General features: G+C 67.8%; 14 protein-coding genes and 1 pseudogene. 9 read left to right on the plus strand and 6 right to left on the minus strand.

Going from position 1 to position 17,205, the window contains the following annotated elements:
* Positions 1 to 15: 15 nt before the first annotated feature.
* Complete coding sequence (locus tag ACIRRA_RS17300; RefSeq protein WP_402768540.1) at positions 16 to 177, plus strand: hypothetical protein; 162 nt, start codon at positions 16 to 18, stop codon at positions 175 to 177.
* A gap of 99 nt (positions 178 to 276) precedes the next feature.
* Positions 277 to 594, plus strand: coding sequence for a hypothetical protein (locus ACIRRA_RS17305; protein WP_357002103.1), 318 nt, complete (start codon positions 277 to 279; stop codon positions 592 to 594).
* Between the two features lie 31 nt (positions 595 to 625).
* Here ACIRRA_RS17305 and ACIRRA_RS17310 read toward each other — a convergent pair whose 3' ends face one another.
* The 3 genes from ACIRRA_RS17310 to secA form a co-directional block, all read right to left on the minus strand.
* Entirely contained in the window at positions 626 to 3,247 is a 2,622-nt protein-coding gene (locus tag ACIRRA_RS17310) for an AAA family ATPase (protein WP_402768543.1), read from the minus strand.
* Between the two features lie 421 nt (positions 3,248 to 3,668).
* Positions 3,669 to 3,908 (minus strand): hypothetical protein, encoded by a 240-nt coding sequence (locus ACIRRA_RS17315; protein WP_357002099.1) that lies wholly within the window; start codon positions 3,906 to 3,908, stop codon positions 3,669 to 3,671.
* 182 nt (positions 3,909 to 4,090) lie between these two features.
* Positions 4,091 to 6,925 carry a preprotein translocase subunit SecA gene (secA, locus tag ACIRRA_RS17320; RefSeq protein ID WP_402768546.1) on the minus strand — a complete coding sequence of 945 codons (2,835 nt, stop codon included), beginning with the start codon at positions 6,923 to 6,925 and terminating at the stop codon, positions 4,091 to 4,093.
* A gap of 483 nt (positions 6,926 to 7,408) precedes the next feature.
* Here secA and ACIRRA_RS17325 point away from each other — a divergent pair, with 483 nt between their 5' ends.
* The 7 genes and pseudogenes from ACIRRA_RS17325 (at position 7,409) to ACIRRA_RS17355 (ending at position 15,077) form a co-directional block, all read left to right on the plus strand.
* Positions 7,409 to 8,830 (plus strand): wax ester/triacylglycerol synthase family O-acyltransferase, encoded by a 1,422-nt coding sequence (locus ACIRRA_RS17325; RefSeq protein ID WP_402768549.1) that lies wholly within the window; start codon positions 7,409 to 7,411, stop codon positions 8,828 to 8,830.
* A 52-nt stretch (positions 8,831 to 8,882) separates the two neighbouring features.
* Positions 8,883 to 9,401 carry a DUF6912 family protein gene (locus tag ACIRRA_RS17330; protein WP_402768735.1) on the plus strand — a complete coding sequence of 173 codons (519 nt, stop codon included), beginning with the start codon at positions 8,883 to 8,885 and terminating at the stop codon, positions 9,399 to 9,401.
* Positions 9,402 to 9,537: 136 nt separating this feature from the next.
* Positions 9,538 to 10,701: a ferredoxin reductase gene (locus ACIRRA_RS17335; protein ID WP_402768552.1), complete on the plus strand. Its 1,164-nt coding sequence runs from the start codon at positions 9,538 to 9,540 to the stop codon at positions 10,699 to 10,701.
* A 194-nt stretch (positions 10,702 to 10,895) separates the two neighbouring features.
* A pseudogene (locus ACIRRA_RS17340) lies at positions 10,896 to 12,059 on the plus strand (fatty acid desaturase family protein); the annotation flags it as partial.
* A 386-nt stretch (positions 12,060 to 12,445) separates the two neighbouring features.
* Positions 12,446 to 13,696, plus strand: coding sequence for a fatty acid desaturase family protein (locus tag ACIRRA_RS17345; RefSeq protein WP_402768555.1), 1,251 nt, complete (start codon positions 12,446 to 12,448; stop codon positions 13,694 to 13,696).
* A gap of 142 nt (positions 13,697 to 13,838) precedes the next feature.
* Entirely contained in the window at positions 13,839 to 14,471 is a 633-nt protein-coding gene (gene bluB / locus ACIRRA_RS17350; RefSeq protein WP_402768738.1) for a 5,6-dimethylbenzimidazole synthase, read from the plus strand.
* Between the two features lie 69 nt (positions 14,472 to 14,540).
* Positions 14,541 to 15,077, plus strand: coding sequence for a YceI family protein (locus ACIRRA_RS17355; protein ID WP_402768558.1), 537 nt, complete (start codon positions 14,541 to 14,543; stop codon positions 15,075 to 15,077).
* 5 nt (positions 15,078 to 15,082) lie between these two features.
* On the opposite strand, the gene ACIRRA_RS17360 is transcribed toward ACIRRA_RS17355, so the two are convergent.
* From ACIRRA_RS17360 to ACIRRA_RS17370, 3 genes are all read right to left on the minus strand, one after another.
* On the minus strand, positions 15,083 to 15,847 hold the full coding sequence (locus tag ACIRRA_RS17360) for a type 1 glutamine amidotransferase domain-containing protein (RefSeq protein WP_402768561.1): 765 nt from the start codon (positions 15,845 to 15,847) through the stop codon (positions 15,083 to 15,085).
* Between the two features lie 63 nt (positions 15,848 to 15,910).
* Positions 15,911 to 16,228 carry a YciI family protein gene (locus ACIRRA_RS17365; protein ID WP_402768564.1) on the minus strand — a complete coding sequence of 106 codons (318 nt, stop codon included), beginning with the start codon at positions 16,226 to 16,228 and terminating at the stop codon, positions 15,911 to 15,913.
* Positions 16,229 to 16,293: 65 nt separating this feature from the next.
* On the minus strand, positions 16,294 to 16,998 hold the full coding sequence (locus tag ACIRRA_RS17370) for a hypothetical protein (protein ID WP_402768566.1): 705 nt from the start codon (positions 16,996 to 16,998) through the stop codon (positions 16,294 to 16,296).
* Positions 16,999 to 17,205: the final 207 nt, after the last annotated feature.

Consider the following 17,205-nt stretch of genomic DNA (forward strand, 5'->3'; position numbering starts at 1 on the left):
TTCCAAGGAGATTTCATGCGCAAGATCCGTGTTCTGGGTGTGGCTGCCGCTGCCACCGGTCCGCTGTTCGCCGGTGCGGGCCCGGCTTCCGCCGACGGCACCACACCGGCCAACCCGACCACCCCCACCACTCCGACCACCCCGGGCACGACCACGACCACCACCACCGGAAACTGATCCGACCGGTTCCCATGCCGTCCCGGATCGACGCCGAAGGGGGTCGCCGATCCCGGCCGCCGGGGTGCGGACACCGCCGGAAATAGTTAGCCTGCCCAGGTGGAAGACCGTGAGCGCAAGGAATTTTCGCCGCTCCTCGACGACGCCCTCGGGCCCGGCGCACCCGTCACCCCGGAAGTCCGGATAGGGCGCAACGATCCGGAAGGCGCGCTGCCGGAATGCGTGCGCTGCGGAAAGCCCGCCGCCCTGCACCTGCGGGCGGTGTGGCTTTCCACCCGCGCCGTGCTCGCCGGAGACACCGATGTGGACAATCTCATCCAGGTACACGCCTGCGGTGGCTGCGCGGGCAGTGTGGCCGGGATGATCCTCATCAACTGGGATCCACGCTATTGGGGCGAGTCGGTCCACCTGGAATGACGTCCGGGAGCGTCACTCCGATACGAGAACTTCAGCGTGGCCGCACAATTCGCATGCCATTGTCGAAATCCACGTCGACCAGATCGGCCCGGCCGCTGAGCCCGAGCTTGCCGAACACCCGCGACAGATGATGGCCCACCGTGCGCGGGCTCAGGAACAGGTCGGCCCCGATCTCCCGATTGGTCAGGCCCTGCGCCGCCAGCCGCGCGACCCGCAGCTCCTGCGCCGTCAGCACCGAGGTCTCGCCGTGCGCGGTGACCGGTGCGGCCCGGCGGCCGGTGAGCTCCAGCTCCTGCCGGGCGCGCAGCACCCACCGGGCCGCGCCCATGCCCTCGAACGCCTCTGCGGCCGTGCGCAATTGGTCGGCCGCGTCGGCGCGCCGGCGGGCCCGGCGCAGCCATTTGCCGTAGAGCAGCTGGGTGCGTACATGATTCAGATCGTGGCGGGTGCGCCGGACGGCCAGCGCGCGCCGGAAGTAATGGTCGGCCCGATCGCCGGAGCACAGCAGGGCCCGGCAGGTGTAGGCGGCCGAGAGCGCCCAGTCCGCGCGGGACCGCACCGCCCAATCGCGGATCTCCCCGTAATATTCGAGCGCGTCGGCCTGCCGGCCGACCCGGGTGGCGGCCTCCACCAGCTCCACCACCGCCAGCCGCGCGTAGGTCGGGTGGTGGGCGTCGTGCCCCGGCTGGGCCAGGGTCCGCAGCCGCAGGTACGCGGTCTCCGGATCACCCAGGCTCAGCGCGTGGAAGCCCAGATGCCAGTGCGCCGACGCGATGAGCGCATGCGACCGGCGCGGACGTGCCAGCGCCAGCACCCGGTCCGCGCTGTCCAGCACCGCATCCGAATCACCGTGCAGCGCGGCAATCTTCGCGCGCAGGGCCCAGCACTGGGCGAGCACGTTCTCCACCCCGCCCGCCGCGGCCAGCTCGAACGCCTCGGCCAGGGTCTGCTCGGCGGCCGCGAACCGGCCATTGGCGAACTGGATGATCGCCAGTTGCGGCAACAGCGACACCGCGGCGGGCGCCGAACTGCCCCGCAGGTACGCCGCCGCCTGGGTATATGGCTCCAGGGCCGCGTCCGCCAGCCCCCACAGCAGCACCAGCGGCGCCGGCGGCAGCGGACGGACCATGGTGTGGAAGCGCGAAATACCTTCCCGCACGGTCACTTCCGCGGGATCCAGGTCGAGCACGCCGTGCCCGGCCACCCAACGCGCGCGTTCGGCGTCGATCCGCAGGTGCGCGGCCGTCTCGGGGTCCACCAGCTCGGCATCGCGCAGCAGCAGGCGGCTCGCCCGCTCCGGTTCTCCCGCAACGAATTCCAGCAGCCCCGCCAGCCCGCGCCCGGCCACCGCGGCCCGCTCCGGCCCGAGCCGGGCGGTGGCGCGATCGAGCAGGCCGCGCGCGGAGGCGATATCGCCGCCCGCCCAGGCGGATCGACCGGCCGCGGCCAGCCGCTCCCCCGCCCGCTCCGGATCCGGTGTGATCGCGGCGGCCTGCCGCAGCATGGCCGCGGCGGCCATGTGCCCGTGATCCGAGCCGGCGGCCTCCGCGGCGAGCGCCGCGGCCATCTCCTCGTCGGGGCGCTCGGCGGCCATGGCCCGGTGCCAGAGGCGCAGATCCGCCGTGCCCGGTCCGGTCAGCGCGTCCGCCACGGCCAGCTGCGCGGCGCGGCGCTCGGCGGCCGTGGCGGCATCGTGGACGGCGGCGCACAGCAGCGCATGGGTGCGTTCCACCCGGCCGTCGCCGACCGTGAGCAGGCCTGCGGCCGTGGCGAATTCCCACGCGGTGGCATCGACGCCGAGGGCCTCCGCGGCGGCGGTCACGATGCCCAGCACGCCGCGGGTCTCGGTGGCGGCGATGGTCAACAGCACGCGCACCCCGGCGGGCAGCGCGGCGACGCGATCGCGGAAGGCCGCGCGCAGTCCGGGTCCCAGCGCGATCGGCTCGGGCGCGGTGCCCGCGAGATCACCGACGATGTCCGGCAATTCGTGCAGGGCCAGCGGATTGCCACCGGCCACGGCGAGGATCCGGGCCAGCCGCAGCGCACCCAGCGCGCCGTGCCGCTCGGCGATCAGGCGGCAGGCGTCGGAATCGGGTAGGCCGGTGACCGGCAGCGCGGGTAGTTCCCGCCAGAGCGTGCCGGCCGGATCGTCGCGCAGTGCCACCAGCAGCGTCACCGGCGCCACGTTCAGCCGGCGGATGGCGAAGACGAGCGCCTGCGCCGACTCCGGATCCATCAGCTGGGCCTCGTCCACCACCAGCAGCAGCGGGCCCTCGGCGGCGAGCGCCGACAGCAGCCGGACCAGGGCGGCGCCGACCAGGAAGGCGTCGGCCGCACCGGCGTGCAGGCCGAGCACCACGCCCAGGGCCCGGGACTGGACCGTGGGCAGCGTCGGTAGCCGGTCGGCCACCGGCAGCAGAAGTTCGTGCAGGGCTGCGAAATTCAGTTCGGATTCGGTGCTGATGCCCTGGCAGCGCAGCACCCGGAAATCGGTGGCGCGATCGACGGCGGCGCGTAGCAGCGCGGTCTTGCCGATGGCCGGATCGCCGTACAGCACCAGCGCCGATCCCCGCCCCGACCTGGCCGCCGCGAGAGCGTGATCCAACTGGCTCCGTTCGCGTTCCCGCCCGTAAAACTTCAGGTCCTCCCACACATCCGGGAATTTAACTCAGCTAATAGTGTGCAACCAAGCGGCAGCCGAGCAATTGGCACAAAATGTCTCGAATGACGCACATCACAAATCCGAGGGGAGCAATTCAATTAACGTGCAACCCGGTTCGCGCGATAAAAATGCCCTCGATTGCGATCCCCGCGAAGTAAAAATGGTACAAATGGGATTCGGATCGGCGGCAGGCTGCAACAACCACGCCCAGAGACCGAGTACCCCCTGCCCGGCCGCCGAAACACCTGAGCGGCAGGGAATTTCACCGGACGCCAACCCGGCGGCCCTGCGGTCGTCCGAATCGGACGTCCTCATCAGGAATCAGCCGTGCGGTTCGTTCCCGAAAATGACAGTGCCCCCGGCATTTTCGCCGAGGGCACGGTTTCCGCCGGAGCCGGGGTCCGGCGTTCGATCAACGGAAGATGGTCATGTACCACAGGCCGTCGGCGCCCTGATCGCACCGCCACTGCCAGCCGTCCTCACCGCGCAGCTGCACGCCGCCCGCGTGGAACTGACCGCCATTGCCGTCGGCGGCGCAGGCGTCGACGGTGGCGTAGTTGCCGTCGACTGTCAGGGTCTCCGCGTGCGCGGTCGCGGCGCCCAGCCCGGCGATGCCCAGGGCCATGGCGGTGAGGGCAAAAGTCTTGCGCATGATCGTGATTCCTTCCTGCTCGGCCGCCCCACGGCGACCGGACTGGAACCCATTTCAGCGAACCGATCGTGACTGTTTCATGACCACGCGAAAACCGCTGGTCCAGACCGGAAAACACTGCGCCCCGGGTGTGAACACCCGGGGCGCAGTGTTTTCCGATTCGCTCGGTGGCGGCGCTTGGCTCAGTGGCGGCGCTTGGAGCGCGGGGCGCGGTCGACCTTGCCCTGGGCACGGGCCGCCTCCCGGCGCTCGCGGCGAGTGCCGCCCTGACCGTCCTCGAGGCCGTACTCGTCGCGGTCACTGCGGATGGCGGCGTGACCGCCCTCGTCCGGACCGGAGTAGGACAGGCCGCGCGGACCGGACTCGTCGATGCCCTTGGCGCGCAGGGCCGCCGGAGCGCCATTGCCGCTGCCGGCCGCGTCCTCCTCGGTGGGGAGCGGGCGGTTGCCGACCGGCGACTGCAGACCCGCGGCCACGTTCACGCCGACCGGCTGCGGCTGCTGCACCTCGACCTGGAGGTTGAACAGGAAGCCGACCGACTCCTCCTTGAGGCCCTCGAGCATGGCCGCGAACATGTCGAAGCCCTCGCGCTGGTACTCGACCAGCGGGTCGCGCTGCGCCATGGCGCGCAGGCCGATGCCCTCCTTGAGGTAGTCCATCTCGTAGAGGTGCTCACGCCACTTGCGGTCCAGGACGCTCAGCAGGATCTGGCGCTCCAGATTGCGCATGCTGCCCTCGCCCGCGAGGCCGTCGATCTCCGACTCGCGATTGTCGTAGGCGGCGTGCGCGTCCTCGAGCACCGCGTCCAGCAGCTCCTCGCGGGACAGCTCGCCCACCTCGCCGCCGTCGCTCTCGCCGGTGAGGTCCTTGTAGTCGATGCCGATGGGGTACAGCGTCTTCAGCGCGCCCCACAGCTTCTCCAGATCCCAGTCCTCGACATAGCCCTCGGCCGTGGCGCCATTGACGTAGGCGGTGATCACGTCGGTGATCATCTCCTGGACCTGGCCCTCCATGTCCTCGCCCTCGAGGATGCGGGCACGCTCGGCGTAGATCACCTTGCGCTGCTGGTTCATGACCTCGTCGTACTTGAGGACGTTCTTGCGGATCTCGAAGTTCTGCTGCTCGACCTGGGTCTGCGCGGACTTGATGGCGCGCGAGACCATCTTGGCCTCGATCGGCACATCGTCGGGCAGGTTCAGCCGGGTCATGATCGACTCGAGCGCCGCGCCGTTGAAGCGCCGCATCAGCTCGTCACCCAGCGACAGGTAGAAGCGGGACTCGCCCGGGTCGCCCTGACGGCCGGAACGACCGCGCAACTGGTTGTCGATGCGCCGCGACTCGTGCCGCTCGGTGCCCAGCACGTACAGGCCACCAGCGTCGCGGACCGCCTCGGCGTCCTCGTCCACCTGCTCCTTGACCCGCTCCAGGGTCGGGTGCCACTGGGCCTCGTACTCGTCCGGGGTCTCCACCGGGTCCAGCCCCTGCCGGCGCAGCAGGATGTCTGCGATGATGTCCGGGTTGCCACCCAGCACGATGTCGGTACCACGACCGGCCATATTGGTGGCGACGGTGACCGCGCCCGGGCGGCCCGCCTCGGCGACGATCTGCGCTTCCTGCTCGTGGAACTTGGCGTTCAGCACGTTGTGCGGGATACCGCGCTTGGTCAGCAGCTTGGACAGGTACTCCGAGCGCTCGACCGAGGTGGTGCCGACCAGGACCGGCTGACCCAGCTCGTGCTTCTCCTGGATGTCGTCGGCGACCGCGGCGAACTTGGCCTCTTCGGTCTTGTAGATCAGGTCGGACTGATCCTGGCGGACCATCGGCTTGTTGGTGGGGATCGGCACCACACCCAGGCCGTAGGTCTGGTGCAGCTCGGCCGCCTCGGTCTCGGCGGTACCGGTCATGCCCGAGAGCTTGTCGTAGAGGCGGAAGTAGTTCTGCAGCGTGATGGTGGCCAGCGTCTGGTTCTCCGGCTGGATCTCCACGCCTTCCTTGGCCTCGATGGCCTGGTGCATGCCCTCGTTGTAGCGGCGGCCCACCAGGATTCGGCCGGTGAACTCGTCGACGATGATGACCTCGCCGCTGCGGACGATGTAGTCCTTGTCCTTGGTGTAGAGCTCCTTCGCCTTGATGGCGTTGTTCAGGTAGCTCACCAGCGGCGAGTTCGCCGCCTCGTACAGGTTGTCGATGCCCAGCTGGTCCTCGACGAATTCGACGCCCGCCTCGTGCACACCGATGGTGCGCTTCTTGATGTCGACCTCGTAGTGCAGGTCCTTCTTCAGCAACGGCGAGATGCGCGCGAACTCCGCGTACCACTTCGAGGAGGCATCGGCCGGGCCCGAGATGATGAGCGGGGTGCGGGCCTCGTCGATGAGGATGGAGTCGACCTCGTCGACGATGGCGAAGTTGTGCCCGCGCTGAACCAGATCGTCCAGCGAGTGGGTCATGTTGTCGCGCAGGTAGTCGAAGCCGAACTCGTTGTTGGTGCCGTAGGTGATGTCCGCGGCGTACGCCTCGCGGCGCTCGGCCGGGCTCATGCCGCCCAGGATCACGCCGACCTCGAGACCGAGGAAGCGGTGCACGCGGCCCATCCACTCGGCGTCACGCTTGGCCAGGTAGTCGTTGACGGTGACGACGTGCACGCCCTCGCCGGAGATGGCGTTGAGGTAGGCGGGCAGCACACAGGTCAGGGTCTTGCCCTCACCGGTCTTCATCTCCGCCACATTGCCGATGTGCAGGGCGCCGCCACCCATGATCTGCACCTTGTAGTGCTTCTGGTTCAGCACTCGCCAGGACGCTTCCCGCGCGGTCGCGAAAGCCTCCAGCAGCAGCTCGTCGAGGCTCTCGCCGTCGGCGTAGCGCTGCTGGAACTCCGCGGTCTTGGCCTGCAGCTCGGCATCGGTGAGGGCCGTGTACTCCTCGTCGAGGGCGATGACCTCGTCCGCCAGGCTTGCCAGCCGCTTGACCGTGCGACCTTCACCAATCCGTAGCAACCTTGAAAAACTCAGCGCAGGCACGGGTCTTGTAGTCCTCTGGTCGGTGTTGTCGGTAGCCCCCACCATGGCGGGAAGCCTGCGCGCGGGCGCGCAATCACTAGCCATGGTAATCCGGAGCCCATCGTAGGTGCTGAACTGCGCGGGCGAGGGTGTGCGTGCTGAGGGAAAGCTGTGAAACCGAGCGGCCCGCGCGGTTGCCCGGGAGCCGATCGGGAGGGCCAGCGACCGTTCAGCGAATGATCTTGCCTCCGAGGCTGATTCGTTACCCCTGACGTAGGATGTAGGGGGTCCGGCGTGCGGAGGCCTGCGCCCGCGCACCCGGAGCAGGGGACACCGATGACGGTGTGTGATCTCGGGCAGCGCCGCCCATCCATTCCCCCAGGTGATCGGATTGCGATAGCTTGCCTTCGAAGAATGCCACGGCAGCATTTGATGGAAGAACCGCCGACGCCTAGGCAGGGGGACACTGCGGGCGCAGGCAGGGACTAGGGAGTAGCGGGCAGCGTGATCACCAGACTGACGCCCCAGGACGCGTCGTTCTACCGGCTGGAATCCAGCAGCAACCCGATGCACATCGGTTCCCTGGCCATCCTGCGCAATCCCGCGCCGGCCGGAAACTCGGGGCACGGGCCGCTGGATTACGAGCGGCTGGCAACCCTGGTCGAGGCGCGGCTGCCGCTGGTGCCGCTGTACCGCCGCAAGGTGCGGGAGATCCCGTTCACGCTGGGCCGCCCGGTGTGGGTGGACGACAGCCACTTCGACATCACCTACCACATCCGCCGCTCCGCCCTGCCCGAGCCGGGCACCGACGAGCAGCTGCTGGATCTGGTGGCGCGGCTGGCGTCACGCCCGCTCGACCCCTCCCGGCCGCTGTGGGAGATGTACCTGGTCGAGGGCCTCTCCGAGAGCCGCTGCGCCATCTTCACCAAGACCCATTCGGCCCTGGTCGACGGGGACAGTGCGCTCGAGATCGGGCATGTGATCCTGGACACCTCGACCGCACCCCGCGAGGTCGCCGACGACGCCTGGATCGCCCATCGCGAGCCCGCCGACATCGAACTGCTGCTCGGCGCGGTGCTGCATCTGGCCACCCAGCCGCGCGAGGGCCTGGAGGTGGCCCGCCACCACGTCGCCGAGGCCTTCGCCATGGTCGACGCCACCGGCAAGGCGGTGCGGAAGCTGGTCTCCATGGTCCGGGCCGCGGCCATCGGCGCACCCGACAGTCCCCTGAACACCCGCACCTCCCGCAATCGCCGGTTCGAGGTGGTGCGCACCGATCTGGAGGACTACCGCAAGATCCGCAAGCGCTTCGACTGCTCCATCAACGACGTGATCCTCGCCGTGGTGACGGGCGCCCTGCGCAACTGGCTGCTCTCGCGCGGGCAGGTGCTCACCGAGGCCGACGCGCTGCGGGCGGTCGTGCCCATGTCGGTCTACGCCGACGGACCGAACGGTGAGCTCAAACCCGCGGGCGAGGTCACCTCACTGCTGGTGGATCTGCCGGTGGGCGAACCGAATCCGGTGATCCGCATGGAGCACATCAAGCACGCGACCGAGGCCCACTCCCGGCATCAACTCGGGGTCCGCGCCCGCACCCTGATGCACATGGCCGGATTCGCACCGGCGAGCCTGCATGCCATGAGCGTGCGGTCGGCGAGTACTTTTGCAGAGCACACGTTCAATCTGGTGATCACCAACGCGCCGGGTCCGCAGCAGCCCATGTACATCGGCGGCGCGCGGATGCTGGAGATGTACCCGGTGTCGCCGCTGCTGCGCTTTCAGGCTCTGAGCATCGGGCTCACGTCCTACGACGGACGGGTGTTCTACGGACTCACCGCCGATCGCGACGCCATGGCGGACATCGCGGTGCTGACCGCTTCGGTGCACGAGTCGATGGAGGAGATGCTCGGTGCCTGCGTCCAGTGAGTCGTCCCGCGTCTCGAAGAAACTACGGGTCTACGTCCCGGCCACGGTGCCGATGCTGCGGGAACTGGTCGCCGACCGCGAGATTCGCGCGCTCAACGACACCGCCTTCGCGGTGACGCCGGCACTGCGCGAGGCCTACGCCTCCGGCGACGACGAGGAGCTGGCCGAGGTCGCCATGGCCGAGGCCGCGCGCGCCTCGCTGCGACTGCTCGCCGAGGAACAGGCCGTCGCTGATCTTGGTGGCGAGGACGCGGGCGACGAGTCCGGCAAGACCCCGGCAGGACCGGTATTCCGCCGCGCGGTCATCGCGGCGGACGTGGACGGCGCGACCCTGCGCCCCGATCTCGACGATGCCGTGGTCCGCCTCTCGGGCCCGATCACCTACGACCGCATCGCGTCCATCCACGTGGACCTGGCCGAGGCAGAGTCCGAGGTCGCCAAGGCCGTCGATGTCATCGACGCCGCCGACATGGGCGACGCCGACGCCGAATTCGTGCTCGGCGACGCCGAGGACCACCAGCTCGCCTGGTACGCGGCCCAGGAACTCCCGTTCCTGCTCGACCTGCTCTGACAGAACTTCGACAGGTAGTTCCGGCCCCGTAACCTACGATGCCGTAACCTGGCTGTGATGGTTGCTCATCACATGGGCGACAGGCGTACGACGACGCGCTGACCAGCGCGCACGACGACAGGAAGCGTTCCGGGATATGGCATCGAAGAGTGGTGGGTTCTCCGTGCGAGGACTGCGGGACTGGCTGGAAGCCCCCGTGGCCGAAGGCGGCACCGGCGGACGGACTCCCCTCGACACGCTGCGCGGCGCTGCGGCACGCATCACCACTCCCCTGCTGCCCGACGACTACCTGCACCTGGTGAACCCGCTGTGGTCGGCGCGCGAGCTGCGCGGCCGCATCGTGGAGGTGCGCAAGGAGACCGCGGATTCGGCCACCCTGGTGATCAAGCCGGGCTGGGGTTTCGACTTCAAATTCGAGCCGGGCCAGTACATCGGCATCGGCGTGCTGGTGGACGGCCGCTGGCACTGGCGCTCGTATTCGCTGACCTGCCCGCCGGATTGGACCGGCGACAGCACGCACAGGGGCAGGCGGCTCATCTCCATCGCGGTGAAGGCGATGCCGGAGGGCTTCCTGTCCAGCCACATCGTCTCCGGCGTGCCGGCCGGGACCATCGTGCGGCTGGCCGCGCCGCAGGGCGGGTTCGTGCTGCCGGATCCGGCGCCGTCCAAGGTGCTGTTCCTGACCGCGGGCTCGGGCATCACGCCCGTCATGGCCATGCTGCGCACCATGGATCGGCGCAATGCGGTCCCGGATGTCATGCACATCCACTCCGCCCGCACCCCCGACGACGTGATGTTCGGCGACGAACTGCGCGACATGCACGACCGGCACCCGGGTTTCGCCGCGCACCTGCACCTCACCGGCGAGCAGGGCAAGTTCGCGCTCGCCGATCTGGACGAGGTGGTGCCGGACTGGCGCGAGCGGGAGGTCTGGGCCTGCGGCCCGCTGCCCATGCTGGACGAGATCGAGAACCATTGGGCCGCCGCCGGTCTGGAGTCCAAGCTGCACGTGGAGCGCTTCGAGATCGAGCGCAACGCCACCGCTGAGGGCGGCACCGTCACCTTCGCCAAGGCCGGCCGCTCCGCCGAGGTGGACGGCGCGACCACGCTGCTGCAGGCCGGTGAGGGCGCGGGCGTGCAGATGCCGTTCGGCTGCCGCATGGGCATCTGCCAGACCTGCGTGGTCACGGTCACCGAGGGCCATGTGCGCGATCTGCGTAACGGCAAGGAGCACCGTGCCGGGGATAAGATCCAGACCTGTATCTCGGCCGCGGCGGGTGACTGCACCCTCGAGGTTTGACACCCACTGACCGACACCCGAACGCGCAGACACCGCTACTCTCGTTATCAGCCCCCTCCTGGTTCGCGGCCCGTCTCGTTCTCGACTGAGCGGAGCGAAGCGGGGGGAGCGGAGGGAGGGAAGAACGAGACCTCCCGGGCCGCGAACCCGCCCGTAGCGAAGCGGAGGGCAAATCAGACACGGAAGGATTGCCGGTGGCCATCACCGACATCAAAGCGTTCGCCCATCTGACGGCGGCCGATATCGAGACCCTGGGTCAGGAGCTCGACACCGTTCGGCGCGATATCGAGCACTCGCTCGGTGAACGCGACGCCCGCTATATCCGGCGCACCATTGCGGCGCAACGGATTCTGGAGGCCGCCGGCCGCGCCACGCTCTTCGCGTCGAAGAAGCGCTGGGCGTGGCTGACCGGCACCGCGCTGCTGTCGGTCGCCAAGATCATCGAGAACATGGAGCTCGGGCACAACGTCAGCCACGGGCAATGGGATTGGATGAACGACCCGGAGATCCACTCCACCACCTGGGAGTGGGATATGACGGGCACCTCGGCGCAGTGGAAAGCCGCGCACAATTATTCGCACCACATGTACACCAACATCCTCGACATGGATGACGATCTGGGCTTCGGCATCCTGCGCATGACGCGCGACGAGGAATGGAAGCCGATCAATCTGGCGCAGCCGGTCGCGAATCTGTTTCTGGCCGCACTGTTCGAGTGGGGCATCGCGTTGCACGATCTGGCGGCCACCAAGGAGCAGATGGGTGTGCCCCCGACCCAGCTCTTCCCCCCGCGCTACGTCATCAACGAACCGAACAGGGCGTTCTGGCGCAAGGCCGGTAAACAGGCCGCCAAGGATTTCGTGATCTATCCGGCGCTCACCGGTCGCGCCTGGAAGTCGACGCTGAAGGCGAATGCCACCGCGAACCTGATTCGCAATCTGTGGGCGTACGCGGTCATCTTCTGCGGCCATTTCCCGGACGGCGCCGAGAAGTTCACCGAGGAACAGTTCAAGAACGAGACGCAGGGCGAGTGGTACCTGCGCCAGATGCTGGGCAGCGCCAATTTCGATGCCGGCCCGGTGATGGCGTTCATGAGCGGCAATCTCAGCTACCAGATCGAGCACCACCTGTTCCCGGATATTCCAAGCAATCGGTATCCCGAGGTCTCGGTGAAGGTGCAGGAGCTGTGCGACAAGTACGACCTGCCGTACACCACCGGCTCGCTGGGCAAGCAGTACCTGTTGGCATTCCGCACGATTCACAAGCTGGCGCTGCCGGACCAGTGGCTCAAGCGGACCTCCGACGACGCACCGGAGACCTCCTCGGAGCGCAAGTTCGCGGGCATCTCGCTGCCGTCCATGCCGACGTGGAACGGCAGTGAATGGCTGGCCGGACACAGCGCGAGCGAGTGGCTGGCCGAGCACCAGCCGCGCTGGGGTCTGGACCCCGAGACCGGCGAGCGGCGCGGGCTGCGGTCCGCCATGCAGGAGGCCAAGGTGGCGCTCAAGGAGAAGGCCGCGCAGGAGAAGCAGGTGTTGCGCGAGGCCAAGGCCGCACTGCAGGAAAAGGCCCGGACGGAAAAGGCCGCGCTGGCCGATAAAGCCCAACGCGGTGGCTGGTTCTCGCGTAAACTCCGACGCAATCAATAGCAGAGTCGAGTCACGAAAACAATGCGGTATTCGACACGTTAGAGATTCGATCTTCGCCAACCTACGGGACCGTAACCTACGGTAGTGTAACCGCCATGGCGATCTCGGATGTCAAGGAATACGCGCACCTCACCCCGGAGGACGTCGAAGCGATCGGGGCGGAGCTAGACGCCATCCGCCGTGAGGTCGAATCGTCCCTGGGCGAGAAGGATGCCCGTTACATCCGCAATGTGATCCGTCTCCAGCGCGGCCTCGAGATCAGTGGCCGCGCAGTGCTTTTCGCGAGTCTCTTCCCGCCCGCGTGGCTGGCCGGCGTGGCCCTGCTGGGTACCGCCAAGATCATCGAGAACATGGAGATCGGCCACAATGTGATGCACGGGCAGTGGGACTGGATGAACGATCCGGAAATCCACTCCACCAAATGGGAATGGGACAACGCGGGCCCGTCCGAACACTGGAAGATCACCCACAACTTCCTGCACCACAAGTACACCAATGTGCTGGGCATGGATGACGACATCGGCTACGGCCTGCTGCGCGTCACCCGCGATCAGCGCTGGTCGCCGTTCTATCTCGGACAGCCGGTCTACAACCTGCTGCTGCAGATGTTCTTCGAATACGGTGTCGCCATCCAGCATTTGGAGCTCGGCAAGGTCGCCAAGAAGAAGTGGGCCCCGGGTTCGCCCGAGCGCATCCAGTTCGAGGAGGACCGCAAGACCGTTCTCGAGAAGATCGGCAAGCAGGCCGCCAAGGACTACCTGATCTTCCCGTTGCTCACCGGCCCGGCCTTCCTGGGCACGCTGACCGCCAATCTGGCCGCGAACATCGTCCGCAATGTGTGGACCAATGCGGTCATCTTCTGCGGCCACTTCCCCGACGGCGCCGAGAAGTTCACCAGGTTCGATTGCGACAACGAGACGCAGGGCGAGTGGTACCTGCGCCAGATGCTGGGTTCGGCCAATATCTCGGGTGGCCCGCTCATGCACTTCATGACCGGCAACCTCTCGCACCAGATCGAGCACCACCTGTACCCGGACATTCCGTCCAACCACCTGTCGACCATCGCGGTGCGGGTTCGGGCGCTGTGCGAGAAGTACGACCTGCCCTACACCACCGGCTCGCTGCCGGTGCAGTACGCCAAGTCGTGGCGCACCATCATGAAGCTGTCGCTGCCCAACAAGTACCTGCGCCGCTCCACCGACGACGCTCCGGAAACCAAGTCGGAGAAGATCTTCGGCGGCGAGTCAAGCATCGACCCGATGACCGGACGCCGCCGCGGCCTGCGCACCGCGCTGCGGGAGGGCCGCCGCAAGCTGTCCCGGCGCGAACCGGCCCTGGTCGGCTGAGCCACCCGGCATCCCGAGACGTCTCCCGCCGAATTTCCGGCGGGGGCGTTTTCGCGGGAATGGGCCGATGACCCCGGCCGACCTCCGGCCTGGTTCACTGGACGCCGTGTGTTCCGAAGGTCCCGTCAGCGCCACCGAATGTCTGAGCGTCTACGACGCCATCAAACTGCGTCGTGATGTCCGTGCCGAATTCACCGGCGAGGTGGTCGACGACACCACGCTGCTCCGGATTCTCGAGGCGGCCCATCGGGCGCCCAGCGTCGGCAATTCGATGCCGTGGGATTTCGTGGTGCTGCGAGATCCGGCCACGCTGACCAAGTTCGCCGACCATGTGGCCGAGAAGCGGCAGCAGTTCCACGACTCGCTGCCCTCCGATCGTGCCGAGACCTTCAATCCGATCAAGATCGAAGGGATTGTGGAGAGCGGCACCGGCATCGTGGTGACCCACAATCAGGCGCGTGGCGGCACCCACGTGCTGGGTCGCGCGACCGTGCCGGAGACCGGCATCTACTCCACCATCCTGGCCATCCAGAACCTGTGGCTGGCCGCCACCGCCGAGGGCGTGGGCGTGGGCTGGGTGAGCTTCTACGACGAGCCGTTCCTCACCGATCTGCTCTCGCTGCCGCCGGGCGTGAAACCGGTCGCCTGGCTCTGTGTCGGCCCGGTCCACGAGTTCCAGCAGGTCCCGGACCTCGAGCGCTTCGGCTGGCGCCATCGGCGGCCCCTCGAATCGGCCGTGCACTGGGAACAATTCACGCCACGCACGGACGATTAGCCACGGACCGGCGGTCCCTGGACCAAGCCGGTCTGGTTACGCCCCGCCGAACGGACAACAGTCGAGGCCATGACGACTTCGACCGGCATCGCCCTCACCCCCGGCCTCTGGACCCTGGACGCCGCGAACTCCACCGTCGGCTTCTCGCTGCGCAGCTTCGGACTGCTGCGCGTGCGCGGTGAATTCCGGCGCTTCGACACCGGATTCATGGTGGACGAGGCCGGAGCGGCGGCCATCGAGGCCACCGTTCACCTGGATTCCTTCGACACCGGCAATGCGAAACGCGACGACCACGTCCGCCACGCCGACTTCCTGGATGTGGAGCGCCGGCCGACCATGACCTTCCGGGCGCCCCGCCCGATCCGGATCGGCGAATCCTTCGACGTGAACGGCGAGGTCACCTTCGGCGAGCTGACGCGGCCGCTGCCCCTGACCGTGTCATGGAACGGGCTGCGGCCGCATCCCGTGACCGGCCGCCCGTCCATCGGCTTCACCGCCACCGGCAGGCTGGACCGCGGCGAGTTCGGCGTCGGCCCGTCCTTCGGCGGCATGATCGGCCGCATCCTCACCGTCGACCTCGGCATCCAGTTGAACGCACCGGCCTGATCCGTTCAGATTCCCAGCGACTCGATCACCATCTGAGCGACTTTCGCTCCGGAGTACTGCTGTTGGCCGGTGATGAGGTTGCCGTCGCGGACGGCGAAGGCGCGGAACAGGCCACCGGTGACGAAGTTGGCGCCCAGCGCGGTGGCCTCGTCCTGGATTCGGAACGGCATCACGGTACGACCCAGGGCTTGATCCGAGAAGTCCTCCTCGACATTGGCGAAGCCGGTCATGGTCTTGCCCGTGATGAGCGGCGTGCCGTCGTCGGCGACAACGTCCAGTAGCGCGCAGGTACCGTGACATAGCACCGCAGTAGGCTTCTCGGCGGCGTGGAATGCCCCGATCGTGGTGGCCAGATCCTTGCGGCCCCGGAAGGTGAACATCGGCGACTGACCGCCACAGACCACGATGGCGTCGAAGTCGTCGTGGTTCAGATCGGCCAATACAGCCGTATTGTCCAGCAGAGCAGCCAATTCGGGGGTGTTGATGAAGCCCATGGTGATCAGATCGTCCGCCGACCAGTTGCTCTCGTCGCGCGGGTCGGACATGGCGTCCATCTCGACTCGCCCTCCGTCTGGGCTGGCAATGCTGATCTCATAACGGGCTCTGGTGAATTCGTAAAAGGGATGTGTGAGTTCGGCGGCCCAGAAGCCCACCGGAATGTTCAACGTCGTCGAGGTCGCCGGGTTGGCGACCACCATCAGCACTCGGGGACGCTGAGCACGGGTGACATCGATGATTTCGTGATGCTCGGTCGGATGCGCGATGGCCATTGTCTGTCCTCGGATGGTAGGGAAAGACCTAGGACTGCGCACGCCATCCTGCTGGCGCGACGATCAGGTGACGGGTTCGCTCTCAGTGCGGGGGTTGAGGTAGCCGAGCTGGATCGGCCGCAGATCGCCGCGCATGAAGCCTCCGCTGGTGACAGGCTCATCGGCGATGATGCGCCGCGCGGCGGCCTCGTCGTCGGCGGTGAAGATCCCGACGCCGGTATTGACTGTGCCCAGGGTAGGCCCGGCCACCAGCAGCACGCCGGCGGTGTCCAGGCGCGCCAGCCAGTCCCTGTGCGCGACGAATGCGGATCTTTCGTCGGCGGTCATGGTGGCGATGAAATTGTCGCGGGGCGGATGCATCATAAAGATCCACTCGGCCATTTGCCGAGTATACGTTCGCGGTGGCAGTTTCCAGGTCGTTGCCCGGTGGCTGTGAGTGACCGCCGTCATGTCCGGGCGGACCAACCCACCGGGGCCGCCCCGGCCCGCCGCCTGCGCCACAGATTCGACAGCCCCACGGCCGATCCTGTCAACAGCGCGAGCGTGTCCAGCGGCAGGCGTAACTGCCAGAGGACATCGGCGAACCGCTCAGGGTCGACGGCCGCCGCGCCACCCAGCCCGGCGATCACGATCCAGGTCAGAGCCGAAGCAGCGAACCAGAATTGGATGCGGGTGACGGGACGCGCCAGCGCCACCGTGATCAGCGGAGCGACGTTCACTGCGATCAGCAGTACCGACAGCAAGATCCCGTAGACCGTTGCCGGACCGCTCAATTGACCGGTGTATCCGCGCTGCGCGCCCGCGTACACGGCGATCGCGTGGACGACGACGAGCGCGAGACCCCCGGCGACCGCGATCACCAGCGCCGCCCGGTGGAGCCACTCGTTGTCCCACACCCGCGCGACGTGCGCGCACAGCAGGCAGACCGCCACCAGCAGCACCACATCCGAGACGAGGCCCGCCAGACCACGGGTGGCGAAGAAGGAATCGACGCCGTCATGCCACTGCGGTTCGATGAAGATCGCGCCGATCGCCAGCAGCGACAGCACCACGGTGATGGGGCGAGTCCGCGGCGCATCGCACCACAGGGCGAGCCGGGCCAGCGCCACGGCGGCCGTGATCGCGATGGCGATTGCGAAGACGCTGTCCATCCGCTCCTCCAGCGGCCGCGCGCGATTCGTCCAGCAATCCACGCCCGAGCCGTTCGCATCGTTGTGTCTTGGATTGGTCTTCGTATCGCCGCTCGGCACGGGGTCCAGCCCCCGGCCGCGATCGAACTCACACCATAGGTGAGGCTGTCGGCGATGACCCGTTTCCGCGACCGGTGAGTCGCTGCTCGGCTGACGGGCGGTCCGTCT

Origin of the sequence: Nocardia sp. NPDC101769, assembly GCF_044766925.1 — a bacterium.
Taxonomy (GTDB): Bacteria; Actinomycetota; Actinomycetes; order Mycobacteriales; family Mycobacteriaceae; genus Nocardia.